Genomic DNA, 25,902 nt, shown 5'->3' with positions numbered 1-25,902 from the left:
GAGATAAAACGCCGAACTGTCTGTTTCTCAAACTGTTTCAGCAACGCCTCAGCAGAAACTGTCGACGACTGGATCAGCTCGCTCAGCTTCGCATGGAATCAGCTTATCTGAACACTACCGACAGACGTTTCTCAAACTCTTGGTCCGTCCTCTCTCGAATTTCGTGGCGTACCTCATCTTGGTCGGATTCAATCCCGAACTCGTCCTCAAACGAATCGAACCCAAGCATCGACAGAATATCCAAGAGGAGCTCGATTCGTCGATCCTGCAGAGTCTCGTAGGTCCAGAAGGAGTTGAAATACGCCACTACATCGGCGTCCACATTCGAAACGTCACCGCCATCGTGCTGCTCACGGAGTTTGTCGAGGGAGTCGCGATCGACGTTGCTGTATTCGGCCGTGAAATACCGATTGGGGTAGATACTGGCGAAACCGTCGATCTCGGAGTAGTACTGCGTCATCTTCTCGGCGAGTGGCCGATTACTCGCCCCGATATTATCGGTGTCACGGAGCAGGAGGAAGTTCCCGATATCGTCGATGAACCCCTGCGTGATGAACTCCGAGATATTGTCTTTCAGTCGCTCCTCCTCTTCGTCGAGATCAGAGCGCTGCACCAGCTCGATATAGCGTTCGATCTCTGACGCGATCTCGATGTCCGGCTCCGAGTCGAGTTTGAAAAACTCCCGAAGCCACGTCGGGTCTTCCGGGTCGCTGACGGGAGTCTGCGGGAGGACGTGTTCGAGATGGATGTTCCCCATGTTCAGGTCTCGCTCGACGGCACGACTACTGTCGTCGAAGTGATCCTGGGCGATCTTCCCGAAGAGCAGTCGCGCCGTTCCGGTACTCCAGGACTGCGTCTGAACGACCGTATCGACGAACCGGTCGCCGAACAGCGTCGGCGTAGAGGAGCGCATCTCGGTGATGAGGTACTCTCGAGAAGCCTCGTATACACTATCTGGAGTGGCGTCGGCAGTTGGTGCGAGATTGAACTCCTCGACGGCCTCGATGAAGACCTCGCGGAAAATACTCGGACGTTCAGAGATGAGGAGGCGTCGCAGGTTGAGTTTCTCGATGGTCTCTAGTACGCGATGGAATTGTGCTGCATCCCGTTCCGATTCAGGATTGGTGTGATAGTAGAGCGCCAGGACGAATGGCCGCCACTGGTCCATCTGCTGGTTATTGAGGCGAACAAGGATTTCCCGACACTGCTCTCGGTGACTGGCTAACTCAAGGTCCTCGGCGGCGAGCTCCGTGGTTGTGATGTCTTGGTAGTAGTCGACGAGGTCGTGCGCGTAGTCGAGGAAGGCCTTCGCTTCATCGAGATTCCGAAGGCGCGGGACGACATCCGAGTCGATGTTCCTCGTGTCGAAGGCGTTGGTCAGTTCGGCGCTCGCGTCACCAATCCTGTCGATGCCATCGTCGACGATACTCAGATAGATCGAGAGGTAGTCGTCGATGGCATCACCATCGGTTGCGAACGCCACCACGATGTCCTCCCACTTGTCGACGTACTTGTCTTTCACGTCGGTATCGAAGAACGCGTTCACGACCGCCGCCCTGATACGGTCGATCTTCGTCAGATCGACGCCGCGGTCGTTCAAAATCTCGAAGATCTGCATCCGGAAGTCCGACTCCGCCTCTCGAATCAGGTACTCCCCGACGTGGTAGGAGTTGTAGACGTAGTTAAGGATATTCACGAGCGCTCGCACAGTCTCGTCCGGCGTCTCGGCGTCGGCGACGACGCCGCTAATCTTCTCGTTGTAGAACTCGTAAGCGTTCAACAACCGCCGGTGTGAGCGGTACAGTTTGAAGAACGCCCCTGAGGACAGCGAGTCAGTATCCAAGTCCGCGAGTTCATCGTCCGTGGTACCGAACCGGTCCAGACATTCCGAGACTTGTACTGCATCGCTGTTGTTCCCGTGAATGCTGAAGTCGGCCTCGTTCTTGAGGTAGTCCACCTGGGCGGAGGGCCCCATCATGAGGGCTTTGAAAAATTCAGCGTCGTGTTTGTTCAGCGTGAGCCGAGGCTCACGTTTGCCGAACATCTCCTCCACATAGAGGATATCGGTGATTCGTCCGATCCCGTAGTCCCGAAACTCCGCCAGGGTATCGTCCTCGATAGAAGCTGGGTCGACGTCCTCGAGGTGCTCCATAAGGACGCGCAACAGCAGGTGTGTCGTCGTCAGGCGCTGTTGGCCGTCGATGACCTCGTACACCTGTTTGTCGTCGTTGACCGCGAAGTACATCGAGCTGAAGAACACGTCCGACACTTCGCGTCGGTCAGCGACCAGGTCGGCATTCACGAACTGCTCGATGTCCGACCAATACTGTTCGTGGTGGATGTTCTTCCACGAGTACAGTCGCTGGTACTCTGGTACGTTGAACTTCTGATCGGTGAGAACCTCCCCCAGAGTCCGTTTCTCCATCTCGAAATTCTCGGCCGTAATCGGCCGAACTACCTTCCCATCACCGACATTCCGGGTATCGAGATCTCTGCCATCGTAGTCGATGTACTTATCATACAAATCGTCAGCCTCGTCCGACATTATTGACTGCTGTTTGTAGTCCGTCCATTTACCGTTGTGGGCGGGTTTCCGGGCCGAGTCAGGTCACCCCAGAAGGTTAGCTGAATACAGGCGGTAAGCCCCCTTCCTCAAGGAGCGACCAGCGGGAGCGAGTAGGGAGGGGATACACCGCCGTCATCGTCTCTCATACACTGCTCTCTATCACTACTCCATACCCCACGTACCGACACATTTATGTTGAAACAATGTATAAATACAGCTGATGGATCGCCACGAAATCGAAGGCCACGAAGTCATCAAAGGCGAGGTGAAGCCAACCGGCAATGGCGCACACGTCCTCGTTCCGAAAGACTGGCGCGGAGTAGACGTGAAAATCGTCCGAACGTCTGACCCCGACGAATAGATACTCGCAATGCACTACGCCTACAGGTTCCGACTCAATCCCACGCCCGAACAGCGTGAGCAACTGGATTACCACCGTGACACCTGTAGGCAACTTTACAACCACGCACTCAACGAATTTGAGCAAATCCCAGACTCGGCGGGGACACTCAACCAACGAGTGCGACAGGTTCGGGATCAACTCACCGACCTCAAAGAGTGGTGGAATGAGCTGAACGATCTGTACTCGACGGTTGCACAGGCAGCTGTCATGCGAATTGAAGACAGCATCAAAGCTCTCTCCGAACTGAAAGAGCGGGGCTACAACGTCGGTAGTCTCAACTGGAAAGCCCCACAGGACTTCCGTAGTTTCACGTACGTCCAGTCTGGTTTCGAGTTCGATAGTAAGAACGGCCAGCCTATACTGTCACTGTCGAAACTCGCGGATATTCCAATTGTGAACCACCGAGAGATTCCCGACGACGTGACGATCAAAGAGGTCACAATCAAGAAAGAGCCGACCGGTGAGTGGTTCGCCTCATTCGCTGTCGACGACAAACAGACACCGGAGAAACCAACCGACCCCGAGCGGTGTGTTGGGATCGACGTTGGAATACTCAAATATTCTCACGATACCGATGGAGCTGCTGTTAAGTCGCCTGACCTGTCCGACGAACGCGAGCGGTTGGAACGTGCCCAACGTGATCTGTCGCGGAAAGAACACGGCTCAAACAATTGGGAGAAACAACGGAAGGTCGTTGCTCAACGCCATGCTGACCTGAAACGGAAGCGACGAGACTTCTTGCACAAACTGTCGAACTACTATGCCACCGAGTACGACTTGGTGGCCGTCGAGGACTTGGATGCGAAAGGGTTGGTTGAACTACCGGGCAACTCTCGAAACCGAGCGTCGGCGGCGTGGGGGACGTTCAAGCGGATGCTCGAATACAAATGCGACCGTGAAGGCACGCACTTTGTGGCGGTCGACCCGAAAGACACGACCAAAGAGTGTGCGTCCTGTGGCGTCAAAACCGAGAAACCGCTGTGGGTTCGTGAACACTCTTGTCTTTCGTGTAGGTTTGAAGCGGATCGGGACGCGAACGCGGCTTGGAATATTCTTTCTCGCGGTCTTAAAGAAGTAGGAGTGGTTCACTCCGAATCAACGCCTGTGGAGACTGCGCTCCCTGTGGACACCGTTGTGTCTGCAAAGCGCGTCGTGGAAGCAGGAAGCCCCACCCTCAACGAGCGAGGCCGCAAGGCCGAGCGAAGTAGGGTGGGGTAGTTCACCAACGCGAAGTTCGGCCGTATTGAGTGCCACGAGGCAATCAACGCGTTCGCTCGCGAAATTCTGCTGACGGCGAAACAACGGCTGGAAGCCGGCGGCTGGCGGGTCGTCCACGGCATCGTCGACTCCATCTGGGTGACCCCGGACCCCGACGTCGACGACGAGGACCGCGAAGACCTCAAAGCACTCGCGACGGCAATCACGGAACGCGTCGAGATTCGGCTCGAACACGAGGCCCACTACGACTGGGTGGCGTTCGTGCCGCAGCGCGAGAGCGACGCCGGCGCGCTGACGAAGTACTTTGGAAAAGTCGCCGGCGACAACGACTTCAAAATCAGAGGTATCGAAGCCCGACAGCGTTCGACCCCGCCGTTCATCGAGGACGTCCAGCGGAACTGTCTCGACAGGCTCGACGCGACTCGATCTCCGGACGCCGTCCTCGATTGTCTTCAGGACGCAATCAAGCGCCTCCACGCTGGAACGGTGCCGGTCGAGCAGCTCGTCGAACGGAATCGTGTCTCGAAACCACTCGAGGGATACACGCAGAACACCCAGAACGTGGCGGCGCTAAAGCGGGCTCGCGAGCAGGATCTCGCTGTCCACCCAGGACAGGACCTCGAGTACGTCGTCGTCGACGACGAGAAGAACTCGCGAGATCGGGTCGCGTTGGCTCACGAGGAGATCGAGTCGTACGATGCGTCGTACTACGAGATACAACTCGTCAGAGCTGTCGAGAGCGTGCTGTCACCGCTCGGCTGGGATCGGACGGAGATTCAACGCGAAATCGCGGAAACCCGTGAAACGAACTTGGCCGCCTTCACCGAGGTTGAAACAACTTAACCAACAGTGTCAGGGGTTTCAGGAGAGGTGTTGGTTAATGACGAACGGGAAGACGGATTGGAAGCCGGAGAGGATACGTCGCCCACACACCCCTCGTCCAGAGTGAAAACCAATCAGGTGTGTGGGGGAAGGTCCACGGGAAACGATGGCTCTCGTGGGGAGAGATCAACGAAAATCACGGTGAGACAGCCTGAGACGTGGAAACACGAGGGAAATGGAACAACGAGCACGAGCAGCGGTTCAGAACCACCCGGACGAATGCCGCCCTTGTCCTCCTTACTGTGCTGAATGCACTTGACGAGTGGTAAGAGGCAGGTAGTAATAAAACTTCTAAGTAATACTTTGGAAATTGGTATGTTTGGTGGGTCGACGATTGTGAGACGACTGCTGTAATAGGTGTACTCGTCCCACGTCTTGTGATTTCGGTGCTTTCCTGCCGACTCGTCGTGTGGTTTTCGCCGGTCCCACCGAGGGACTCTTTCACCGTTTCACTCTGGACGAGGGGTGTGTGGGTCCAATCTCGTCGTCCGTGTATTGTGAAACGTTGAAGGAACAATCGTCGTTTTGACTATTCTCCGGCCAGCAACCCGTCCTCTAAACCAGGGTCGGGACGGGTATCTCCTGATCTCCACCGTCAGTACGGCTTCAATATACCCGATTCCGATTGATCCGATTCCACCCTGCTTTGCTTCAGCTGGAGATGCGGCCTGTATCTGTGGGTCTCCTACCGACTCGTTATTCACTCTTGACCAGGGGTGCCGACGAACGCTCGTCATCATCCCTCGATGTTCCCATTCAACGTCAGCTCTTCACGCCGGCGTTTACACTCTGGACGAGGGGTGTCTGCCGTGCGTCAGACGCCAAGCGCCGTTGTGTTCTCTCATAGAACTGATTGATTCCTCCGTTCGGGAGATACACTCTGGATGGGGAGTGTGGTCTCAACCAAGTGCTCCGGTCCTGGGTGGAGAGCTATTCACTCTTGACCAGGGGTGTGACAAACCCGCTTCAGTCCGGCGTTTTCACTTTGGATTAGGGGTGCCGGTCCGAGTTTGGAACTATCGCTCCGAATCCGATTTCACTCGGGACCGACTCGACCCTTTGTGAGGATGATACGGCAGCGACAAAACATCAGAAGACGACCATAGCCCGATTTACACTCTGGTCGAGGTAGCCAAATCATTAAGTAGGTCCCATCCGCGATGTCTGATATTGATGGCTGAGGAACCGCCCCAACTTTCTGACTTCGACGGCCGCTACGAGGATCCCGCTGACGATCCCCTCTTCGATTTTGATGAAGACGACCCCGACCGAGCCAACATTTTCGCTCGAAAGGAACTGCTGAAGGTGGGTCACGTCCCTGAAAGCGGGCGTATCGTCGGCCGAGATGGCGAGATCAAGGCCGTTGCCGCTGAGCTCAGGCCGATCGTTCGTGGTGATCCACCCAACAACGTGATTATCTACGGCAAAACGGGTACGGGGAAGTCACTGGTCGCCCGTCACGTCACCGAACGAGCTCGACGAGCCGCGGAGTCGAACGGTGTGTCCGTGGGCACGGTCTACGTCGACTGCGCGCAGCACAATACACAGACGCGTGTTGCCAGGACGGTAACTCGGTCACTCAACGAGACGGACGAGACTGACTTCGATATTCCACGCGCCGGGATCGGGAGCGGTGAATACTACGACTATCTCTGGGAGATTCTGGATACTGCCTACGAGTCAGTCATCATCATTCTCGACGAGGTGGACCGACTCGATGACGATGATATACTGATGCAGCTGTCGCGGGCTCGCGAATCGGGGAAAGCAGATTGCCACTTGGGCGTCATCGCAGTCAGCAACAAGATCGAGTATCGCGACCAGCTGAACGAACGCGTCAAGTCCAGTCTTCGCGAGGAAGAGTTCGTCTTCCAACCCTACGACGCGAATCAGCTGCGCGAGATTATGAAGCACCGACGGGACGCGTTCCACGATGGCGTTCTCTCGGATGATGTGATCCCGCTGACGGCGGCATTAGCCGCCCAAGAACACGGTGACGCCAGAAAGGCAATCGAGATTCTTCGTCACGCCGGCGAGCTAGCCGAGCGAGAAAATGTCGATACAGTCGTCGAGGAACACGTCCGCGATGCCCAGGAGTGGGCTGAAATTGATCGTTTCGAGGAGCTCCTACGCGGCTCGACGACCCAGGTCAAATTCATCCTGTATTCTCTCGCGCTGCTCACCGAGGAGAATCCAAACGAGGACGGGTTTTCGACCAACCGGATTTACGAACGGTATCAAGCGACGACCGAGAAAGCTGATGCGAAGACTCTCAGCGAGCACCGCGTCTATGAGTTGTTGAAAGAGCAGGCGTTCCTCGGTGTCGTTGAATCAACTCGGACCGGTGGTGGCCGGGGTGAAGGCAGTTATCTCGAGCATCGGTTGGTTCAGGACACCGGTATCGTGTTGAAATCTGTCCTCCGGGACAGTCGGCTGGAAGACTTGGCTTAGCTCTCAGTTCGGCCGTTCACCACACCCCTGATCACGAGTGTATCTCTCGACACGTCGGAAACGTGGGGTGGGTGTCTTCCTGCTTCGAGTTTTACTCGTCCGGGTTGACCGGGCCTTTGTACTTGGAGCGAATTTTTTCGCCATCCCGCCACTGCCAGTAGTAGTAGCGATTTTCGTTGATCTCCTTGATCGTGATCGTCGCTTTGCCAGGGACGTCGTCCGGGAGATCGTCTGGTCGCTCTTCGACATCGTCTTGACCTGCCGACTCCTCGAGATGGGCCTTGCGAGTTTTGTGCTCAGCTAGCGCTTCAGCGTAGCGGGCAACGTGCTGGAGCTGCTCAGACGAGGACCGATGAAGCGTATTGACGAGGTCTGTCGGGAGTTCAGCTGGCGGCGTCGGTGGGTCATAGGACATCAGCGGTCGCCTCGTATTAACCAACAAAACGAGTATTGGCATAGATGTGTTGGTTAATTAGGTCTTGTCTCGCCACCGACGGGGAGTGAATAGCAAACTATCTGCGAGTAACACGTCGACTAATGTGAGCGGGGGACGTGGATGAGACACCCCTCTATCGATGTGTTTGTGGTACAGTCTAGCAGAGAGGCACTCACGAGTCGTTCACCACTGCTGTGACAGACCAAGCAGCGTGGCAGTTCCCTTTCCTGTCAACCAAAGATGCACGCCTCTCCCTCGGTAAGACACACACCCCTCTATCGATGTGTTTCTCCGACGTCGCCAAGCAACGTCGCTGTCTTGATACAGACAACGCGTGATGCATGTCGATGGTATCACTACACAGACAGCGTCTAGAGCACGTACAGCAGAGTATTCTCGCTTTATCGCTTTATGACCGACACACATAACAAAATCGTGATAGCAGAACACATCGAACACATCGATAGAGGGGTGTGTGTGTTGTGTGTTAATAGAAAAGAAAGAAGAAGAAAGAACAGAGCGAGCAACAACTGGTTAATATTCGTCTATATCGTTTCTGCCCCAAATTGACGTAGCTGCGCGTGTATGAATCCTCCCTCGAGGAACCGTTGCCGGAACCTTCCCCCCTCCCCGTGATTACGTCAAACACATCGATAGAGGGGTGTGTGTCTCCCAAGTCGATCGCTTTAACACATCGTTATTGGATCACGGTACGAGCGGCAGCATGCCAGCTCTGGCGGCTGTATTTAGCCGCTATATCTGTTTACACGTACAATCACACTTCGATAGAGGTGCAAAGCTTTTTGACACCAGACTGTATCATTTGGACTATGGTCCTCGACGACTCTGATGAGCTCTCCGGACAGTCGAGATCACCAACGGACGAGTCTGAAACCCAATCTGACCTGACGAGCGCAGCGGAAACAGATGCCTCACTCGACATCAACGATCAGAGCGGACCTGCAGAGTCGTCGAGTGAACGGCCCGACTCATCCCAACAATCTATCGAGGATATGCTGCTGGAATTTGACGACCAGCAGGGACTCATTCGCGAGCGGTCATTACTTGACCCCAATTTTGTGGTCGAAGAAGACCGTATCGTGGGACGTGATGACCAGCTCCAAGAAGTGACGAAGATGCTTCGCGTGGCACTCGGTGACAACCGGCCGCCGAACTTGTTCTTATACGGCCCATCTGGGACGGGAAAATCACTCATCACGAAAGCCGTATGTCATAGTATCAGCCGGATCTGTAAGTCTCGAGATATTCGGTTCGGGACAATCGAAGTCAACTGCCAGGACTTAGATACGCTTGGTGTTGCGGTGTATGAGCTCGCCCAACAGGCTGCAGATGCGGCCGGTGTCTCAGTTCGGGTCCCGAAACACGGTGTGGCAACAAAAGAAAAATGGGATGAGTTGTATCGAATCGTGAACGAGAATTTTGACTCGGTCGTGTTTGTCCTTGATGAACTCGATATGCTCGTTGGGCGGCGTGATAAGCAGGACCCAGCGTTCTCCCGCCTGTTGTATCAGCTCTCTCGAGCCGGTGCAAGCGACGACCTCCATGCCTACATCTCGGTTGTCGCCATCTCAAACGACACAAAGATGATGGAGGCTGTGGGAAGTCGGGCAGTGAGTTCGTTCACTCCGGAAGATGTCCACTTTGATGATTACGACGCCGACCAACTCAAAGCCATTCTTCGGCGGCGAAAAGATGCGTTCCATGACGATGTTGTTGACAGCGATGTCATCCCGCTTGCAGCGGCGTTCGCCGCTCAGACACACGGTGACGCACGCAAAGCGATCGACCTGATGCGGGTTGCCGGTGAACTCGCCGAACGCGAAGGTGCCGCTCGCGTGCGCGAGGAACACGTTCGCGCGGCCCAAGCAAAGGTTGAGAAGAATCGTGTCCTGGAGGTTGTTCGTGGGATCAGCACCCAAAAAAAGCTCTGCCTATACGCTACTGCTGCCGTCGCGTCACAGGCACCCGATGAAACAGCGCGTAGCACGACTGGATATCGCGTCTATCAATACCTAACTGACGCAATCGATGCCGACCAGTATCATCAAGAGACATATGTCAACAAGATGAAAGAACTTACCACGTACTCACTCGTTGATTTTGAACGGCGGAGTCACGGTCCGAGTTCGGGTATGTTTCTTGAATTTCAATTCGGCGAACAACCGGACACAATCCTTGAAACCCTTCGTGAGGACTCTCGTATCGATATGATCTCTGAGAGCGAAGTCCACGCTGTTGTCAAAGCGCAACTTCGGAACCAAGCGTGACTCTCTCGTGAGACTCGATTGGGAACTCTGTAGTGACACTTCGTCGCTACGCTCACCTGATTACTTGTCGACATATCTCCAGACACCCCTCTATCGATGTGTACACCCGGTCTGATAGCAATTCTCACGAGACTCTCGATTGGAATATCCGCCATACATATTCTCTCTGACAGATCATAATACCCCCCTCTATCGATGTGTAACCCTGCGTTTTATGCCCTCATACGCCCCTGGAAGTGGAAAGCCAGCCTGCGGGGCACCATACAAATAGTTCTCTTCACCCGCTGGAAGGAACTATTTTTACAGAATTGCAAGGAGAATGCCCCGAGGCTTGACCTCGGGGATGAATCCGACACTCCGTGAAACAAACATTAAGTCGACACAATTCTAACCAGTAAATAGCGATGGAATACAGTCACCGCTACCACGCTTACCCGACACAAGAGGTAGCGGAGCGACTGGACTATCACATTGACGTTCATCGCCAAGCGTACAACTACGCACGCTACGAATACACCCACGTTGACGCTGACGACATAGGTTCAGCGTACAAACACCACTACCGACTTCCCGCCTGGAAAGACGAGTTCCCTGTATTCTCTGAGGTTAACTCGAAGGCTCTGCAACGAACTGTTACTCGGTTCTATCAGAACCTCTCGAATCTCTCCGACAAGAAGCAAAACGGGAACACGGTTGGGATGTTGAAGTGGAAGTCTCCGACAGAGTACCAGAGTATGACGTACTCGCAGTCTGGCTTCAAACTCAAAAACACGAGTGGCCGACACGCGACGTTAGAACTCTCCAAAGTCGGAGACATTCAGATTCGCTACCACCGCACGATTCCTGACGAAGCAGAAATCAAGGAAGTCACCATCAAGAAAGAGACAACCGGCGAATGGTTCGTCTCCTTTGGACTCGAAACCGATGACGCTGATCTTCCCGAGAAGCCCGCTGTGGACTCGTTGGATACGAGCAACAGTGTGGGAATCGACCTCGGCATCCTCAACTATATTCACACCAGCGACGGCAAGACCGTAGACTGGCTCGACCTCGAAGACGACTACGAGCGACTCCGACGAGAACAACGGAAGTTCTCTCGAAAAGAGAAGGGGTCGAACAACTACGAGAACCAACGCAAGAAAGTCGCCAAGGTCACGCGTCACATCAAGCGGAAGGTGCTGGACTACCAGCACAAACTCACGACGTGGCTCGTCAAGACATACGACGCCGTGTTCGTGGAAGACCTGAACGTCCAGAGTATGCTTCAGGGCGATGGAAACGCTCGGAACAGGCAGGACGTTGCGTGGCGTCAATTCATCACGCTCCTCGAATACAAAGGCGACTTGTACGGCACACACGTTGTCCAAGTTGATGCTTGGGGAACGACGAAAGAGTGTGCGTCGTGCGGTGTGGAGACGGCGAAACCTATCTGGGTGCGCGAGCATTCGTGCCCGTCGTGTGGCTTTGAGTGTGACCGGGATGCGAACGCTTCGTTGAACGTCTTGCAGAGAGGATTTTCTGAATTAGGGCTGGGGTGGCCCGAATCAACGCCCGTGGAGACTGCGCTCCCTACGGACACTGTTTCAGTGTCTGCAAAGCGCGTCGTAGAAACGGGAAGCCTCGGGGCTTGACCCCGAGGCGATTCACCAGACACACCGCTATCGATGTGTTTTCTCTATTAGTCTGCAGACACACCCCTCTATCGAAGTGTTACTTAGGCCTATGGTGACTGGCACATTGTACTGTCTCGCCACTGCCAGTAGTAGCCATTTTCGTTGATTTCCTTGATCATGACTGTCGCTTTGGCAGGAACGTCGTCCGGGAGGTCGTCTGGTCGCTCCTTAGCCTCTTCCTAAATTGCCGACTCCTCGAGGCGGGCCTCTCGTTCCTTATGCTCGATGAGCGCCTTAGGTACCTAGCAACGTCTCGGAGTTGCTCCGGTTCCGACTCGTTGAGCGTGTTGACGATCTCCATCTGGAGGTTCGCCGGTGGGGTCGGGGGTTCGGACGTCGGCTACTCTCGCGTTAACCAACACAGCCCACGAATCCATATGTTTGTTGGTTAAGACGATAGAGACGGCTCTCGTGCCCGCTGGCTGTAACACTACTTGAAACTTTTTTATATATAAGTTTCGTACTATGTTACACCGTGCTCCGGCGCATCGAACTCGAGGTCCTCGCCACGGTCGACCGCGGCGACACGATCTCTGAGCTCGCGACGAAGCTCGACCACAGCGAGAGTTACCTCTCTCGTGCTGTCGCCGACCTCGTCGAGAGGGGGCTCGTCTACACGGAACGCGACGGCCGTCGAAAACGAGTCGTCCCGTCGGATGCTCGCGCCGTCGAACTCTATCGGGACCTCGTCCGCCAACACTCCCACATCGAGTTCCCCGAGCTGCTGACCGGGAAGACACTCGAGGTGCTGTACTACCTCGACCAGCCGCGAACCGTCTCCGAAATCGCCGAGCTGAGCGACAACTACCGCAACACGGTCAACCGCGTCCTCAAGCGTTTTCGCGACCGTGGTCTTGTCGGGACGGCCGACGGCCGCTATGACTTCAACGCCGACTTCGACCGCCTCCACGAGTTCGCCCGTGAACTCGCACACCATCTACATCGTCAACGCCTCAAAGCTGTCGCCCCGAAGGGCACGATTCTCTGGGAGGACTATGACGAATTCCTCGCCCAGGCTGAGACGGAGATCGACGCAGAGGCGTTCCACGAAACCGGCCTCGCTCGATTCGCGGCCTTCGACCTCCAGTTCCTGCTCACCGGCCATCGCTACTACGTCTACTCCGAGGACCTCGACGGAGTCTCGGCGGCGGAGCTCTGCTGTCACACGCTGCTGATCGACGACGGCAGCCGCCACCGCTCGTACTGTCTCCTCCTGCTCAGCCACGTCGACGTCGACGAGGAGGATCTCCGAGAGCAGGCGGCGAAGTATGGCCTCGAAGACGAAATCGACGCCTTGCTCCGCTACCTCGAGACGCACGGCGAGGTCGACGACGACCGGCTCCCGGAGTGGGACGAGTTCCAGGAGTTGGCGGCTGACTACGAGGTGCCACTACCACCATGAGACCAACATTCGGACGTGAGTACATCGAGAACGAATTCCAGCGAATCGGAGACGGGCTATCTGAACCGCTCACGGTCTACCTGATCGGTGGTGGCGCGATGTCGCTGCGCGACCTCAAGGGGGCGACGAAAGATATCGACCTGGTCGTCCCAGATGGCGACGCGTACGGTCAGCTGTGGGCCGTCCTGATGGACCTCGGGTATGCGGAGGTTCAATCGCTGGATCCAGATTACCGGGCGCTGGGAGCGACGAGCTGCGTCGAGAACGACGATGGGTGTCGCCTCGATATCTTCAACCAGCAGGTCGCGAACAAGCTCGTGCTCACCGACGGTATGTAAGAGCGCAGTGAGCCGTTCCTCGACACAGATCGACTGACGGTCCGGCTGGTTAGCAACGAGGATATCTTCCTGTTCAAGGCGATCGCAGGCCGCGACGACGACATTGAGGACATGAATATGCTCGTACAAGCCGGCCTCGATTACGACGTCGTCCGGGCTGAACTCGAAGCCCAAATCGAACGCTTAGGGGATGATCAGTTCGCCACGTTCGCGAACGAGGCGTTGGTCGAACTCGAGGAGCGGTACGGAGTGACCACGCCGATCGAGGCCCGCGTCCAGGAGCTCACGAATAGGTACTACCGGGGGCTCGAAGTCCTCCAGGCACTCGATGAACCGATGACCGTCGACGAACTGGCCGCCGAACTGGAGCTGGATACCGACGAGGTTCAGGACCGGATCGCGTATCTCTCAACGTTCGACCGAGTCCGTCGGGATGGCGACACGGTCCGACCTGTGGAGTAGCTCAATCGCTACCCTACGGGGAAGGAAGGCGGCCGTCTGGGCGGGGAACGCGGCCCCGTTTGATCTCGTGATCGACGCGACGCAAGTGTTTGCAGCCGCCCTCGGGTGAGCGCTGCTGCCAGTCGGGACAGGTACACGATTCGTCGATGACGTCGACTTCGTACCTGTTACCGGACGCGGACTGCACCTCGTAGCAGCCACCTTTCGAGAGGAGCGAGACGTCCATCGCTTCGCTGACGGCACGCCTCGTGCGAGGCTCAAGATCGTCCTTCGACTGTGCGTTCTCGTCGACGACCAGTCGGTCGCGAACGTCGCCCGTTCGGCCACCGTCCGGAGCGACGGCTTCCGCAGGGCCACTGAGCCGCTCGTGGAGCAGTTCCTCCACCGGATGGCCTTCCGGCCACAGGTAGTGGACCTCGCGGCGCTCGCGATGGTCGTAGGAGCCGCACGCCGCTGCGCTCCCGGTCCAGACGCGCCAGGCCCCGAGCGCGGCCATCATGTCGACGATGTCGCGGGGAACCGTCTGGTGGTCGTCCGGGAAGAACACCCGGAAGCGGGTACACGCCTCCTGCGGCGGGACGGTCTCCCACCAGTCTTCGCTGGAGCTCCAGCTGTCGTACATCGCCTCGTCGCTCCCGTAGCCGACGGTCACGCCGTTGATCGGCGTCCAGTCTGCTGGGAGGTTGTCCGCCTCGCCTTCAAGCACCCGGAGGACGGTGTATCGGAGGTACTCGTGAGCTTGGTTGTCTGTCGTTCGAGCGACCTGGTCGTGCTGCTCGGCAACGTGCTCGGCTTCCTCAAAGACCGTCGTGAGATATGGTTCAGTCATCATTCGACGGAGATCTGAATGCGCCTCCGCCCCTCGGCGGGCGCAGAAAACTTAACCAACAGAGCGGAAGGAATCCATCACTCTGTTGGTTAACTGAGTGAGGACGAGGATTCGCTCTCGAGAACGTCGATGAGTTCTTCTGCCGTTCGACTAATCCGGCCGAGGCGCTCGCGAACGATCTCGGGATCGTCCGACTCCCACGCAGCGAGGTAGAACGCTGACCCGCTCGTGTCGAGCCCGCAGTAGCGCCCGACGACGTACGCAACGGCTTCGGCCTCGATTTCGCGTTTCGCCCGCTCGGTGTCGTCGTCGACATCGAAGTGGAGCAGGGCGTGTGCGTACTCGTGAATCAGCGTCCGCGCGAGGTCGGCCTCGTTCTCCCGATCACGCACCTCGACGAGCGGCTGAACGTCGACGAGGCTCAGCTGCTCGCAGATGCCCTTCGCCTCGCCGTGGGTCCACTCCTCGGCTGGAACGATCCGCACCGTCATGCCGAGGTCATCAGCGGCGTCAGTCAACTGTTCGACGAGATCGCCAGCGTCGCCGGTCGCTTCTGTGTCCAGGTCGGGAAGCGGCTCGCCTTCGGTCTGGGAGACGTCGAACACCGGCGCGGGCTTGAACCCGACCAGGCCCTCGGACCACTCCTCGGGCGGCGTCTCGTCGTACTCACAGTCGCTGTCCTCGTGGTAGCTCGGCGAGTTCTCGCACTCCGGGCACTGCGTGGTGATGATCGGCGCCCAGATCCAGATGGCCGACTCGCCCTCCGTGACGTGGCGGTCGAACTCCTCCTGCCACGTGCGGTAACCCGCCACCCGGCTCGCCTCGGGACACTGCCGCTTGATGAGGAGCGTGTTCCGGTAGGAGTAGTCGTGGAAGCGACTCTGGACGTCAAGCCATTCTTGGAACTCCGCGCTGGCCTGCGCGTCGTCGACGCCGGCGACGAGGTCGTCGATCCATTGTTCGATGGTACTGTTCATTTCGTCGGATCGTGTGTCGGTCTGGTCGAAGGAGACCGACGAGTCTCTGGTCGTGGACATCGTGTTCACCGAATCGAGTTCACGGCGACTGCGTCTGTTCAGATCGCGCCGCATCCCTCAGGGGCGTTCAAAAAACCGCTCTGTCGGTCAGCGGAGCTCGTGGCGTTCGTCCGCGAAGCCGACCTCGACAAGGTACTCAAGGAACTCGTCGAACCGCTCGACGTAACTGGGCGTGTCGGTCGCAAGATGACGCGTCCACTCGATGGCCCATTGGAAGGCGGGATCTGTGCCGCCCTTGCCGTGAATGTACCACCACCGGGCCGCTTTCAACACGACCAGCGGATTCGTCGGCGGCTGCTCACCGGCGAGCCCACGGGTGATGGATTCGATTTCGTCGGGGACGTCGGCGGGATCGACCTCCGCTGATTGCGTGTTGTCGATATCGACCGGGATCTCGTCGATCGAGACGTTGTCGGGACTCTGTTGTTGACTCACTGGAAGTCACCTCTGAGAGCTTTCGAAGGAGCCCTCGCCCTCTCTGGGGGCACGAAAAACAGGTCGCGAAGTCACGCCGGCGGGAGGGAGACACTCTGTTCGCCGGCGATAGATCTGGAGCAGGTCGTAGTAGTATAGTCAATATTTGACATATTTCAATAACCTTGCTGAATACAACGCGCGAATCGCTCACTCACATGGTCTGCATCCCCGTGACGCTCTCGGTACCACTCGGGTAGTTCGGTGTCGGTACGCCCATCGACGCCAGCGAAGATGGTTCTGGACTCTGGATCTTTCATCTCAGTCACCTCAGAACAGGAACGGTCATCGACGAGCGCCTGCATCGTCTTGCGCCCTGCGCCCCTCTCCCGGGCGCAAAAACAACATCTCACGAACTACCATTCGACCTGGAGCGTGTCCTCACATCCTCAGCTGTCTCCGTCGGTGCGCTCCTGTCGGTCGTTGTATCGCTCCAGTTCGCGCCCGATTTCTCGAGCGCCTCGACACCTCGTTCGAGGAGCTGGTGGGTGGCTCGCTGCAGTCGAAGCGCCTCCATCAGTGCTTCCTCTCCGGGGGTTCGATGAGGTCGTTGCTCTCTTCAGCGAGTTCCCGGATTACCTGTTCCACGTCAGCATCCTCGGCAACCGTCCGATGTGCGAGCGGGGTAGGATATGCCCGGTCGCCTTGGCTGCAGAGGACGGCCAGCCACTCGTCGGTTCCATCCCCGAGTACGATGTAGTGGTCGCGATCAGCGCGCTGGAAGACCCGCCGGTCCAGGCAAGAGACGGCTCGCCAGTTCTCGGGGAGCGTCGGTGACGGCCGTCCGCCGTCGGCGAGGGCGACGACGTTGTCGGTAAGGGTCGCCATCGCGGCGTCAATCTCCTCGCCGGCGAGGTGCCAGCACGCCGCGGCACCGTTGCACTCCAGCTGTGAGACCACCTGATTCCGGAACGCGATGTAGTGCTCACGGGCGAACTGCTCATCGTCGTAGTAGTCGAGGAGGAGCGCGCACGCGAGCTGGGCGGGCCCACTGCCTCGATACCCGATTTCGAAGCCGCTTGGACTGTGGTTGACGAGTCCGAGACTGCGGTCGGGTGTGAGCTCTGTGTCTTCGGGACGACGAGTGACAACCAGATCTCCTCGTCGACGTCGGCCGACGTACGCCGTCGTCATTTGAATCGCCCCCGTTCGTCCCGCTCGCGATTGGACACGTCCCACTCGTGGTCTGTTGGTTTAATCTCGGACCCGAAGCCGTGTCGTTCGGCGTGTTCGGTGCGACTGAGGAGTTCGAGGTTTTCTGGTCTGTTGTCCCACCTGACACCATTCTTATGATGAACGTGCTTGTCAGCGACGGCGTCGAATCCTCGCTCTGCCACCATTACGAGTCGGTGAATACCGACCGAGTCTGTCGTCCCACGATAGTTTGTGGCACAGATGACGTAGCCACGGTCGGTGAACACGGCGGGATGCCGTCGACGGTTCGGGGCCGCCTCACGTGCGTCTCGACGAGGAATGTCGAACTTCTGCATCCACTTATGCACCGTCGGTTGCGTACAGTCGAGCTTATCTGCGATCTCGTTCGTACTCAGCTCCTGTTCCCAGTAGAGTTCGTAGAGGAGCGATTCGTCTCGCCAGGGGTACTCTGAATCGGTCATGGCTCGGTAACGGGGAGTGGCTTCCCCCGCGCCCCTCTCGGGGGCAATAAACACTACCGACCGGAATCACACTTGAATCCCAGATCCAGTTCATCACCGACCCGAGCAGGTCTGCAGACAGCGTGAGTTACGGTGGGAGGTGACGGTCGTAGATATTCCGGCGATGCCCGACCGCCTCGACGATGGGGACATCCTCGTCTCGGTCCCACGTGATGATCGCACGGTAGTCACCGGCACGATGCTTGTAGTACGGGTAGCCGGTGAGCTTTCGAGTCGGTGGGAGGTCCAGTCTTTCGCCTCGTCGAGTTTCTTCACCAACCGCTCTTGCGCTTCCGATTCGAGCCCCTCCAGCAAATCGAGTGCTTTCGGTGTCCACTCGACCTCAGTCATCGATGCCAAGCCGGTCCTTCACGTCGCCCTGCGATACCGTCTCGCCCTGCTCCCGCTGCTTGCGGCTCTCGGCCAGATGCGCCAGCGCCTCCTCGGACAGCTGCGTTGGCGGATTGACGGCGTCTCGAAGCGCGTCGCGGATGAACTCGGATTTGTTCGCGTAGCCACGCTCCTCCCAGACGTCGTTGACCTGTGCCAGCAGCGACTGTGGCACTCGGACGTTGATTTTCTCCATTTTACCGTCGCCGCCGGCGTCGCTGTCAGTGCTCATATGCTGTGATACGCCTGTATCACGTAAGTAGCTTCGGTTGGATACGCAGACTGTGGTTGACGAGGTCCAGACTGCGCTCGAGGGAGCGTCGCCGATGCTCCGAGAGGTTCAGTACGACGGCTTGGCCGTCGACGCGGAAGCCGACGTACTCGACTGCATCTCGGTGGGATTGACCGGGCGATGCGACTGGAACCGATTCCGAACTGGCCATAGGTACATTCCCATTCACTCGTTGCTCGCGGGCGGTTTGGTGACCCCCGCACCCCTCTCAGGGGTTCAACAAACAGGACAGTGTTCGGCACGTATTTGACAGTTGCTACGTACTGTCCACGTAATTCGGATGGCTGTACTGGACGACCTCTCGGGATTCGAGTTCGAGGACGTGATGGAGGATGTCTTTCGCAACCTCGGTTACGAAAATGTCCGCCAGGCTGCGAAGACGGCTGACGAGGGTCGCGACGTCATCATGGAGGAGGTTGTCGACGGCACGCGGCGTGCGATCATCGTCGAGTGCAAGCACACGGGGACGGTCGGGCGGCCGGTCGTCCAGAAGCTCCACTCGGCGATCGCGACGTTCGACTTCGACGGCCCGAAACGCGGGATTGTCGTCACAACTGGCCGGTTCACGAACCCTGCCCAGGAGTATGCCGACCGCCTCCAGCAGAACGACGACCCACACCCAATCGAGCTGCTCGATGGCGAGGACCTTCGGGAGATCGCCGACGAAATCGGTCTAGACCTCTACAACGGTCGCATCGAGATCCTCTGTGACGAGACGCTCCGCCCGTACGATCCGGCGGCGGATGTCGACGCACCTGTCCAGGAGGCCTTCCGCGACATCGTGAACATCGAGGCTGCCGATCTCCCAGAACCGCACTCATTGGTGACGTTCCGCCCGGTGGTTGCGGTCACCGCGGACACGAACGCCGTCTTCGAGACGTCGGTGGGCGTTATCCACCGGATCAACGATCAGACGCAATTCGTGGTTCACGCTGAACGCGGCCATCCGAAGGTGGCCGACGACGAAGTCGCGACGCTGGTCACCGAGAACTTCCACGCGACGGTCTCCCTCGATACCGGGCAGTTTACCGAGGTATTCGACGACGTCGACGAACGACGGTTCGGCCAGACCCAAACGGAGTACAAGGAGTGGGCTGTTGACCGCCTCCAGGATTACCACACGACGACGGTGACCTACACCGGCGACAATAACGTCACGTACAACAAGACGTGTGAGCCGAATCTCTCAGACATCTCAGTGCAATTGATTGAGCCGGTGTATCTACCTGAGGTTCGGCAGACGACCGAGATACTGGAGTACTCGTATCCGTACGAATACTATGCTGCTGGCCCCTCACGGGCCACTCTGGAGGACGGCATCCATCGGTGCGTCCACTGTGACACGAGCGGCGTCGACGAGACGTACACCTACTGCCCGAACTGCGGGGCCATCGCCTGCTCCACCCACATCAAGACCGAACGGCTCGAAGGGGAGCCGGTCTGTACGGGCTGTGCGGTGACCGAACGGTTCGCGCTGAAGACGAAGTACTTCTACGACGACCAGAACCTCAAGGCGTTCCGCGAGGAGTACGCCGCGATGCCCCTCCACGAGAAGGCGATGGAAAACAAGCTGCTGGCTGGCGGGAGCGTGGTTGCGACGCTGCTGCTCGTCGTCGGACTCCTCGTCATTGGCGGCATCATCTAAGCGGGCTCGGTGTTCACGCCGGCTCAGCGACCAGCTCTTCGAACGCGTGCTCAAGCGGGCCGTGGAACTGCCAGCTAGCCCGGTCGAAGGGCTCGTCGGTCGGCCCATCCCACCGGGGGAACGCGGAGTGTCCACTCACCTTGACCGTCCACTCAGCCGGCTCGTCGAACGGATTCCGTGCCGGAAGTTCGACGACGTAGAGGTACTTCTCGTCGCTATGGATGCCGTCGCCCGGATTCTCGACACCGTGTCCCAGCAGGAACAGCGGCTGGTCCAGATGCTCCATATTGGATGGGTCAAGGAGATCCACTGGCTCCGCTGCGTTGATTGTTCGGTCTGGATCACCATCCAGATACAAGTCGATCGTCGAGAGCTTGTCGAGGAACACAAACGACGCTGCCGTGTACCCCGGTCCTCGCTCGCCACAGGTCGCGTCGAGAAGATCCTTCAACTGCGCAAGATCGCGAAGTACGCTCTCCGGGTAGCCGTCAAAATGGCGATACACTTGGGCGACGCGGTCGGCGTCGCCTTCGGTTTCACTGGTCTGTTCGACTCGCTGGACGAATCGCAGTTGACTCTGTGTCGACATCGGTACTCGCCGGCACGAGTGCGCCGGCGCCGATCACCGGCGCACCACAAACACTGATGCCAGCTACTTACTCGATTTCCAGATTCCCCGTTCCTCCTTCAGCATTCTCACTATTCTCATCCCACTCGAGTTCGAACTCGATGCTCAGCTCTCCAGGGCCATCGGCCGGACCTTCCCGTTCGGCTTTGACTTCGAATGTCGGACGTTCTGGAGGGTCCATCGTGGCGGACTCTTCCCCCGACCTCAGGGTGATCGAATCTCCCTGTTCGAGCTTTTCGGCGACGTTCCGGAGATACGACGCGATTTCGTCCCGGCTCTGGGCACTCTCGGATTTGAACAGGACTTCTTCAGGCATACACTTTCACTTACACCCCGTACTCCGATAAGTGGTCCTCTCGATATCCCAACGAAAATCTTCTCGCTACGCTAGGTGGGAGACCTCCTCAGGCTCCTGGACGTCGTCGAACTCTCCGCGCTCGACAGGTATCCAGTCCTCCCCCGGCTCCGGACTCCACCAATCGACCTCGTAGGCGCCCGGTGCGCCGAAGACCTTCACGCGTGCCGATCCATCGGGCAGGTCGCGACGCAGTTTCTCGTCGACGTGGAGATTCCAGGTCGTGGTAGAATCGAAGCAGGCGAGCACGGCCTCCTCGTAGCCGCGTGTCTCTCGGGATTCTTGGAGTTCGACCTGGGTGTTGCAGTTCTTGCAGAACACCCCCTCGAACGGGATGTGAGTGAAGACCTCCTGCCCGCAGACGGGACACCAGAGGAACTCGAACAGTGCCTCGCTGTGTCGGTCAAGTACTTCGAGACTCATTTGTTGACTCACCCGGTCGTCCCGGGCCACCACCTCGTGCCCGGCCGAAAAACAGCGCCCACCGCTCACTCACTCACCGTTCGGCGCCGTAGACGATGCGTGAGGGGGCTTCGTACCCACAGTCGGGGCAGTCGTACCATCGCTGGATTTTCGCCCCGTCTGCTGCCTTCTCGCCGACGCGAACGTCGTCGTTCGGACACTCCGGACAGCTGAGGACCGGCGCGGGCCGCTCCCGGAGCTCGTCACGGAATGACGTCGCGTCCTTCGTCTCGTATCCCCGCGACCAGTCCGGGTAGCCGTCGACGAGGATCACTCCGCGCCACTTGTACCGGTAGGAATCCGGCGCACGATGCAGGACGGCTCGCGCACCGGTCTCGGTGTTCCGATACGCAAGCGTCGGCGAGCGGCTCTCGCGTCGCCAGTTGGTGATGCGGGGCATTGGTTAGAAGTGGACGTCAGCGGGCACGATCCAGAGCTCTTCACTCTCTTCGAGGAGTCGACCCAGCTGTCCACGATGGCGAATGCCGGTTCCGTGTTCGGTGTACAGGAAGATCGTCGGGCCGTCGTACGCACCGACCTGATGGAAGGCGTTCCGGGCGAGGTCCTCGTCGCGCATGATCTCTTCGTCGGAGAGCTCGTCAATGGCCTCTTTCACCCGGTCGAGATTACGCTCGAATTCTTCCTTCGTCGCCTCCCAGCCACGCTCGAGCAGGTCTTCGCCGTCATCGGAGTCGACGGGGGCTGCCGTCGGCAACTCCCCCCATCGTGCCTTCCCCGCAACGGACGTGTCCTCCTCATCGAACGCCACGTGGTAGTCGAAGACGGCGCCGGCGTGTGGGTCCGTGCCGACCAAGCGGTCGAACACTGACTTTCCGGTGGCCAGCGCGTCGTCGTGCGTCGATGCCTCTACCAGAGCGTAAATCACCATATGCATCTTGAACACCTCGAAACGCCGACGCACCGGGTATCGTTGCTCGCTCCAGCTACGCCGGCACCCATCGCCGGCGCTCGAAAAACTCTCCTCGTGACGGCGGATTCTTAGGATTCGTCCGCTCGTTCGACAGTGATGGTCAGGTCGCCCGACGCGTAATCTGCCTCGAAGTCGACCGCGAACGCATCCGCCTCATAGGCGGCGTGGTAGGCGCGGTGGCGTTCGAGCGAGCCAGTCGCCTTGAAGTGGAAGAATGCGGCCGCCGTGTAGGGCTTGCTCTGTGTTTCGACCTGCGACTCGACGGATGCGGGGAGCGCGATCTGGGGCGTCTCCGTATCGATACTCGCAGCGAACTCTTTCGCTTCCTCGACGGTTGCTTGCGAATGTGCCGGTGTCTCGCCGGTGAGCACGTTCACCGGGGTTTCCGTCTCGTCGGTGAACAGGACGTCTTCGAAGGTGTGTGTTCCGAGGATCGCCTCGGGATCCAACTCGCAGTCGTGAAACGGGTCGTCCTCTGATGTCATCGAATCACGAGCCTACGGCGGGGCTCACCCATTCCGACCCTGAAAAACAGCAGCTGCCACGAAGCAGGTCGAACTAGGAGTGGTTCAAGCTCGCCTTCTCGAAGGGTGACTCTCCGGTCGGAATGAGAAGCTCCTGTCGGTCCCCGACCCGCTCAGCGAGCTTCCGTTTCAGGTACTGTCTCGCCGTCGACGGCGTGAAGACGCCCTTGTCGAGCATATCCCCGACGACGTCTTTGAGGGCCGCAAACTGGCCCTGCAGGTGGCCGTCGCCGACCGGCTCACCGTCGTACCAGCGTACCGTCGCGAGCGCGCCGTTCCCGACGGTCTCTCCCTGTTCGACTGTTTCCGAATTGTACTGGAGCCCGAACCACAGCGTCCGATAGGCGGTCACCTCGAACGTCGTCGACACCACGAAGAACGCCTCGTGGTGGAGGTAGTCGAGATGGTCCGCGACGATCTCGTCGAGGGTGAGCCCGGTGACGCGGGGTTTCGGCTCGACGACCGTCGACGGTCGATCCTCGCCAGCGAGATAGCCGTCGACCGCATCTGCTTCGAGGCCATCGGCAAGCTCTGCGAGGATCTGTGTCGCCCACGTGGAGTCGGTGTCGTCGCCACCGAACGGGCTTCAACTGTCATTTGGTATTTAAATCAGGTTCGCTGCGCCCCAACCACCTATCTCCGGTGTGAAATTCGGGATTTGTCAGTGAACTCCTGGTCTATCCACTAAACTGTGGAAGGCGAGTAGCCGCCGTTCCCGTTCAGCGTTCCTGACTTCAGGGCAAGGTGGTGGGTTGCCCCTCCAGAACCAGACGTGCGCCGGTTCTGGATGAGTTTGTGTGCGATGTTTCGCGCCGCATTGTAGTCGCTGTGAAGCTCTTTATCGCACCTTTGACACACGAATGTGTCGCCGTCACGGTTCGCATCGTCGGTAAATCCGCATTCGGTGTGACTACACCGCTGACTGGTGTAGGCGGGATTCACTGTTTCAACCACGATGCCTTCTGCTCGAGCCTTGTAGACGGTCTGTCGCTTCAGCTCACGAAACGCCCACTGTTGGAACTTACTGGCGTTTGAGATCCGCTCACGTATTCCTTCCAAGTCCTCGAAGACAATGGTGGTACAGCCCTGCCTTACGGCTTCGTTCACCAGTTGCTTCGATGCTCGATGTAGGAAGTCTTCACTCCAGTTTGAGAATTTCTCTCCGATTGACTGGAGAGTGAGGTGGGCGCTTCGTGTGCCCTGTTGTTGGAGGTTAACACGGCGGCGATTGTATTCGCGGCGCTTGTGATTCAGCAGGTCGGCGTTACCGATGAATGCCCCCGTGCTTGTGACGGCGAGATGCCCGTTCACGTTCCGATCGACACCGAGAACTGTTTGGTTCTCGGCTTCTCCCGACGACTCCTCGAGTTCCTGCGTCACGGACACATGGAGGTAGTAGGTATCGGACTGCTGGTCGTAGCGGAGTCTTGCCCCTTGCTTGTTCCACTCGTCGCTTTCCATATACTTCGCCTGTGGCGACTCATCCGGGTAGACGTACTCGGCGTGAACACGCCCGTTGCCATACGCAGCGAGCGAGCAGTACCCGTCAAAATAGGTTATCGCGCTGGTGGTGTAGACGGTCGTGTTCGAGGTGAACACTGGCTTCGAGGTTCGTTCACCCTCTTTCATCTTTTTGACGCAGGTTGAGAGAGCATCTGTGGCTTGATTCAAGGCACCAACACAGAGGTCCGAGTGTAACCCGGTATCCTCACGAATTTCGTCATAGACGAGTGGTTGCAGCTGTGTGCGTGTGGTAATTACGTACCCATTGTCATCGCCCTCCCAGCCCCGGTCAGCAAACCGTTGTGCGGCATCCCGGAACGTATTCATTGTCCGTTTCAGATCGTCTCGTCGATCGTCGGGGACAGAGAGCTTGACAACAGCGGTACGCTGAATCTCCATCTACATTCCCTCCATCAGATTGTGTCTGTATGGATACTCGCGGTCGGCCAAGGAACTGTATTCTCACTGGTCACAGTAGGCTTACACGATTCCGTACAACGATGAATGGTTCGGCTCTTCCATTTTAAATCGATTGTTGAGGAGCGTGTACTGTCCGTCTGTGCGTTTGTACGCAACAAGTGCGCGGTGTCCCATCGAGCAGTCACCTCACGAGGCGACCGCGACTGGATCGCCCCGCACCCCTCCCGGGGGACGAACAACCCTACTCGTCGATCGGCTCAGGGGAACTGAGGTCCGCGTGGAGGACTTCACCGTCGCGAACGACGTACCGCTTCGCCAGCACGGGGAAGCGGCACTTGGTGAACCCCGCCGTCTGGATATCGAACTCTTCGTCGGCTTCGAGGTGGTTGGCAAGTTCTCGCAAGAACCCGTGGGTCACGATGCCGCCCTCGTAGTCCGGGAGGCCGTTCTCCCGCGCCTCGTACACTTCGAAATCGTCGTACCCCCAGATGGTGAGCTCTCCGTCTTCGGTCACCTCCCAGTCGAGCGTCCCGAAGCAGTAGCTCTCACAGAGCTCGCGGACTGCCTGCGGATCCGATACGATCGCACCAGTCGACGTCGTCGCAGCTTGCAGTGTCGCCATGTCTGGACTTCACGGG

General features: G+C 58.1%; 23 protein-coding genes and 6 pseudogenes. 10 read left to right on the top strand and 19 right to left on the bottom strand.

What is annotated here, in order from left to right; translation table 11 throughout:
• Positions 1-111, top strand: a pseudogene (locus tag ACWUI7_RS12570) (IS6 family transposase); the annotation flags it as partial.
• On the opposite strand, the gene ACWUI7_RS12565 reads toward ACWUI7_RS12570, so the two are convergent.
• The gene (locus tag ACWUI7_RS12565) at positions 104-2,545 is read right to left on the bottom strand and encodes a DUF262 domain-containing protein (RefSeq protein WP_496642554.1); all 2,442 of its coding nucleotides are present in this window, start codon (positions 2,543-2,545) and stop codon (positions 104-106) included. The pseudogene ACWUI7_RS12570 and the gene ACWUI7_RS12565 overlap by 8 nt on opposite strands.
• A 241-nt stretch (positions 2,546-2,786) precedes the next feature.
• Here ACWUI7_RS12565 and ACWUI7_RS12560 point away from each other — a divergent pair, with 241 nt between their 5' ends.
• The 4 genes and pseudogenes from ACWUI7_RS12560 to ACWUI7_RS12545 all read left to right on the top strand — a co-directional run bounded on the left by ACWUI7_RS12560 (position 2,787) and on the right by ACWUI7_RS12545 (position 7,520).
• On the top strand, positions 2,787-2,927 hold the full coding sequence (locus ACWUI7_RS12560; protein ID WP_496642553.1) for a DUF2080 family transposase-associated protein: 141 nt from the start codon (positions 2,787-2,789) through the stop codon (positions 2,925-2,927).
• Positions 2,928-2,936: 9 nt separating this feature from the next.
• Positions 2,937-4,187, top strand: a complete 1,251-nt coding sequence (locus tag ACWUI7_RS12555; protein WP_496642552.1) for an RNA-guided endonuclease InsQ/TnpB family protein — start codon at positions 2,937-2,939, stop codon at positions 4,185-4,187.
• Positions 4,188-5,030: pseudogene (locus ACWUI7_RS12550) on the top strand (DNA polymerase domain-containing protein); the annotation flags it as partial.
• A gap of 1,212 nt (positions 5,031-6,242) precedes the next feature.
• A complete protein-coding gene (locus ACWUI7_RS12545; RefSeq protein WP_496642551.1) occupies positions 6,243-7,520 on the top strand; it encodes a Cdc6/Cdc18 family protein in 1,278 nt (425 codons plus the stop codon).
• A 91-nt stretch (positions 7,521-7,611) separates the two neighbouring features.
• On the opposite strand, the gene ACWUI7_RS12540 is transcribed toward ACWUI7_RS12545, so the two are convergent.
• A complete protein-coding gene (locus ACWUI7_RS12540; RefSeq protein WP_496642550.1) occupies positions 7,612-7,935 on the bottom strand; it encodes a DUF6788 family protein in 324 nt (107 codons plus the stop codon).
• Between the two features lie 851 nt (positions 7,936-8,786).
• Here ACWUI7_RS12540 and ACWUI7_RS12535 point away from each other — a divergent pair.
• Positions 8,787-10,244 carry an orc1/cdc6 family replication initiation protein gene (locus ACWUI7_RS12535; protein WP_496642558.1) on the top strand — a complete coding sequence of 486 codons (1,458 nt, stop codon included), beginning with the start codon at positions 8,787-8,789 and terminating at the stop codon, positions 10,242-10,244.
• A gap of 404 nt (positions 10,245-10,648) precedes the next feature.
• Entirely contained in the window at positions 10,649-11,875 is a 1,227-nt protein-coding gene (locus ACWUI7_RS12530) for an RNA-guided endonuclease InsQ/TnpB family protein (RefSeq protein WP_496642549.1), read from the top strand.
• Between the two features lie 89 nt (positions 11,876-11,964).
• Here ACWUI7_RS12530 and ACWUI7_RS12525 read toward each other — a convergent pair.
• Positions 11,965-12,218, bottom strand: a pseudogene (locus ACWUI7_RS12525) (hypothetical protein).
• 174 nt (positions 12,219-12,392) lie between these two features.
• On the opposite strand from ACWUI7_RS12525, the gene ACWUI7_RS12520 reads away from it, so the two are divergent.
• Positions 12,393-13,319, top strand: a complete 927-nt coding sequence (locus ACWUI7_RS12520) for a helix-turn-helix transcriptional regulator (RefSeq protein ID WP_496642548.1) — start codon at positions 12,393-12,395, stop codon at positions 13,317-13,319.
• A pseudogene (locus ACWUI7_RS12515) lies at positions 13,316-14,119 on the top strand (DUF6036 family nucleotidyltransferase). The gene ACWUI7_RS12520 and the pseudogene ACWUI7_RS12515 overlap by 4 nt, the downstream one beginning before the upstream one ends.
• Before the next feature lie 13 nt (positions 14,120-14,132).
• On the opposite strand, the gene ACWUI7_RS12510 reads toward ACWUI7_RS12515, so the two are convergent.
• The 7 genes and pseudogenes from ACWUI7_RS12510 to ACWUI7_RS12480 form a co-directional block, all read right to left on the bottom strand.
• Entirely contained in the window at positions 14,133-14,948 is an 816-nt protein-coding gene (locus ACWUI7_RS12510; RefSeq protein ID WP_496642557.1) for a hypothetical protein, read from the bottom strand.
• 89 nt (positions 14,949-15,037) lie between these two features.
• Positions 15,038-15,985 (bottom strand): ArdC-like ssDNA-binding domain-containing protein, encoded by a 948-nt coding sequence (locus tag ACWUI7_RS12505; RefSeq protein WP_496642547.1) that lies wholly within the window; start codon positions 15,983-15,985, stop codon positions 15,038-15,040.
• Positions 15,986-16,072: 87 nt separating this feature from the next.
• Positions 16,073-16,420: a DUF8013 domain-containing protein gene (locus ACWUI7_RS12500; RefSeq protein ID WP_496642546.1), complete on the bottom strand. Its 348-nt coding sequence runs from the start codon at positions 16,418-16,420 to the stop codon at positions 16,073-16,075.
• A 555-nt stretch (positions 16,421-16,975) separates the two neighbouring features.
• Positions 16,976-17,593, bottom strand: coding sequence for a DUF6166 domain-containing protein (locus tag ACWUI7_RS12495; RefSeq protein WP_496642545.1), 618 nt, complete (start codon positions 17,591-17,593; stop codon positions 16,976-16,978).
• Positions 17,590-18,075, bottom strand: coding sequence for an HNH endonuclease signature motif containing protein (locus ACWUI7_RS12490; RefSeq protein WP_379739795.1), 486 nt, complete (start codon positions 18,073-18,075; stop codon positions 17,590-17,592). The genes ACWUI7_RS12495 and ACWUI7_RS12490 overlap by 4 nt, the downstream gene beginning before the upstream one ends.
• 127 nt (positions 18,076-18,202) lie before the next feature.
• Positions 18,203-18,465, bottom strand: a pseudogene (locus tag ACWUI7_RS12485) (type II toxin-antitoxin system RelE family toxin).
• The gene (locus ACWUI7_RS12480) at positions 18,458-18,736 is read right to left on the bottom strand and encodes a ribbon-helix-helix domain-containing protein (protein WP_496642544.1); all 279 of its coding nucleotides are present in this window, start codon (positions 18,734-18,736) and stop codon (positions 18,458-18,460) included. The pseudogene ACWUI7_RS12485 and the gene ACWUI7_RS12480 overlap by 8 nt, the downstream one beginning before the upstream one ends.
• A gap of 340 nt (positions 18,737-19,076) precedes the next feature.
• Here ACWUI7_RS12480 and ACWUI7_RS12475 point away from each other — a divergent pair, with 340 nt between their 5' ends.
• Positions 19,077-20,441 carry a restriction endonuclease gene (locus ACWUI7_RS12475; RefSeq protein ID WP_496642543.1) on the top strand — a complete coding sequence of 455 codons (1,365 nt, stop codon included), beginning with the start codon at positions 19,077-19,079 and terminating at the stop codon, positions 20,439-20,441.
• A 13-nt stretch (positions 20,442-20,454) separates the two neighbouring features.
• Here the strand turns inward: ACWUI7_RS12475 and ACWUI7_RS12470 are convergent, their stop codons facing one another.
• From ACWUI7_RS12470 to ACWUI7_RS12430, 9 genes and pseudogenes are all read right to left on the bottom strand, one after another.
• Positions 20,455-21,030 carry a hypothetical protein gene (locus ACWUI7_RS12470; RefSeq protein WP_496642542.1) on the bottom strand — a complete coding sequence of 192 codons (576 nt, stop codon included), beginning with the start codon at positions 21,028-21,030 and terminating at the stop codon, positions 20,455-20,457.
• Positions 21,031-21,097: 67 nt separating this feature from the next.
• Complete coding sequence (locus ACWUI7_RS12465) at positions 21,098-21,385, bottom strand: amphi-Trp domain-containing protein (protein ID WP_496642541.1); 288 nt, start codon at positions 21,383-21,385, stop codon at positions 21,098-21,100.
• A gap of 66 nt (positions 21,386-21,451) precedes the next feature.
• The gene (locus ACWUI7_RS12460) at positions 21,452-21,847 is read right to left on the bottom strand and encodes a DUF7567 family protein (RefSeq protein ID WP_496642540.1); all 396 of its coding nucleotides are present in this window, start codon (positions 21,845-21,847) and stop codon (positions 21,452-21,454) included.
• A 73-nt stretch (positions 21,848-21,920) separates the two neighbouring features.
• Positions 21,921-22,286: a DUF7568 family protein gene (locus ACWUI7_RS12455; protein WP_496642539.1), complete on the bottom strand. Its 366-nt coding sequence runs from the start codon at positions 22,284-22,286 to the stop codon at positions 21,921-21,923.
• Positions 22,287-22,289: 3 nt separating this feature from the next.
• Positions 22,290-22,781: a DUF7995 family protein gene (locus tag ACWUI7_RS12450; RefSeq protein WP_496642538.1), complete on the bottom strand. Its 492-nt coding sequence runs from the start codon at positions 22,779-22,781 to the stop codon at positions 22,290-22,292.
• 104 nt (positions 22,782-22,885) lie between these two features.
• On the bottom strand, positions 22,886-23,302 hold the full coding sequence (locus ACWUI7_RS12445) for a DUF8025 family protein (RefSeq protein WP_496642537.1): 417 nt from the start codon (positions 23,300-23,302) through the stop codon (positions 22,886-22,888).
• 73 nt (positions 23,303-23,375) lie between these two features.
• A pseudogene (locus tag ACWUI7_RS12440) lies at positions 23,376-23,972 on the bottom strand (DUF6735 family protein); the annotation flags it as partial.
• Positions 23,973-24,025: 53 nt separating this feature from the next.
• A complete protein-coding gene (locus tag ACWUI7_RS12435; RefSeq protein WP_496642536.1) occupies positions 24,026-25,243 on the bottom strand; it encodes an RNA-guided endonuclease InsQ/TnpB family protein in 1,218 nt (405 codons plus the stop codon).
• A gap of 262 nt (positions 25,244-25,505) precedes the next feature.
• Entirely contained in the window at positions 25,506-25,886 is a 381-nt protein-coding gene (locus ACWUI7_RS12430; protein WP_496642535.1) for a hypothetical protein, read from the bottom strand.
• Between the last annotated feature and the right edge of the window lie 16 nt (positions 25,887-25,902).

The organism is Halorubrum orientale (assembly GCF_059623105.1).
This window is presented reverse-complemented; position numbering and strand designations above follow the sequence as displayed.